The sequence below is a fragment of the Enterobacter sp. T1-1 genome (genome assembly GCF_000710795.1).
Lineage (GTDB): Bacteria > Pseudomonadota > Gammaproteobacteria > Enterobacterales > Enterobacteriaceae > Enterobacter > Enterobacter cloacae.
The window spans coordinates 1-1,396 of record NZ_JALW01000127.1; the positions used below are offsets into that span (position 1 = coordinate 1).

Sequence of the window (1,396 nt, forward strand, 5' to 3'; positions counted from 1 at the left end):
CGGTTTGGGAAGTAGCGCGACAAAGGAAATAGGGCAGGCGCCCGGTAATGTAATGGAAGTAGGTTCTTTTGGCCTGGGAGAGACTCTTGATGGCAGTAACCACGTTGTAGATTTGGCCGGTAACAATAATACAGGCTTCGGCTATTGGAGTGCGGCGGGTGGCAACGGGGTCATGCCTGGCCAGTGGCAGGTAGGATTCAATATCAAAGGCGGCGGAGTTGTTGGCGCTCAGTTAGTTTTATCAGGATATACAGCCGTCCCTCGCGCTATTTTGCGTAGTCGTTCGTCGCCAACTGCCTGGGCTAGCGCTGAACTCTACACCACATCTAACACCACGAAAGCCAGTGATGGCACGCTAAAAGCGGCCTCACCAGTTGCCCGCATAGTAACGAGTCGCGATGCATGCCAGCGCGCTGACGTAGCCGAAGATGGTTTCTCCTGGTGCGGTTGCGGGACAGCAAACGCAGAAGCGGAAGGTATAACCCTTTCTCGCCTTGAGGCGGGTGTTTACCTGCTGACCGGTTCAGCAGGACTGGCTTCAGAGGGATGGCAGCTACTGCCACCGATGGACCCTGGTGGCAAGGGAGAACTTGGCGTGGTTGAAGCTGAGCAGACGGAAAGCGGAGGCCTGACAATCCGTCTTTTCAAGCAAAAATACATCCTGAGCGGTGAAGGTGAGATCATTAAAACCAAAGGTGAACCGATGGACGTACCGGCGAACAGCTGGATCGATGTTCGCCTTGATATGCCTGACGATTCCCTGTTTAACCAGCGGATGAGCCAGGAGCAGTAACGTTGATCACTTCCTCTAAGGCGCTGACGCGGACAACCAGCGCTTTGATTGCCGCCAGCGCATCGAGCATCAGAGGATTGAGGTCAAGCGTCATTTTCCCCGACTCCTCAGCCGAGTGAACATATTGCGGATCTATCTTTTCCAGTTCCTGAGCAATGACGCCGCGGCGAGTCGTTTTGGCTTCATCTGCAAGGTAGTAGAAGGTCTTAAAGTCCATTGCCACGATGTTGGCCAGAGACACTTCTAAATCCAGATCCCCTGTCACTTTTTTAAAGTTAATGTCCGATGTCCCCGCAGACTGCAACTGCGCCCACGGCACTGAGGATTTTGGTGTTTGAGGGTCAGTGGTTGTTAGAAAACGGCTGAATACCGCACTACCGGAAGTAATCCACAGCTGCGCAATTCGCTGCCCGGTGTAGGAACTCTGAAACCCACAGCCATTCGCAGGAGCCCACAGAGTATTGCCATCAGCATCACTGATGAAGGATGAACTGGCATCTGTGGGCTTATTTTGGAGAACAGCACCAACCCCAAAAGCTCCCACCTGCATAACATTCCCTGCCGCAGTTCCGACATCCTTTGTCGCACTACTTCCCAAACCGA

At 53.4% G+C, this 1,396-nt stretch carries 2 protein-coding genes; one reads left to right on the forward strand and one right to left on the reverse strand.

The features are described from left to right. The first annotated feature begins 52 nt into the window (after window positions 1-52). Window positions 53-793 carry a phage tail fiber protein gene (locus AK59_RS0123425; protein WP_032618808.1) on the forward strand — a complete coding sequence of 247 codons (741 nt, stop codon included), beginning with the start codon at window positions 53-55 and terminating at the stop codon, window positions 791-793. On the opposite strand, the gene AK59_RS0123430 is transcribed toward AK59_RS0123425, so the two are convergent. Further along, on the reverse strand, window positions 765-1,396 hold a 632-nt coding region (locus AK59_RS0123430), incomplete at its 5' end, for a tail fiber domain-containing protein (protein WP_231501514.1). The genes AK59_RS0123425 and AK59_RS0123430 overlap by 29 nt on opposite strands.

What these genes read in the sequence shown, in the direction of transcription:
- AK59_RS0123425 (WP_032618808.1), top strand. Translation starts at nt 53, where the DNA reads ATGGAAGTAGGTTCTTTTGGCCTGGGAGAGACTCTTGATGGCAGTAAC.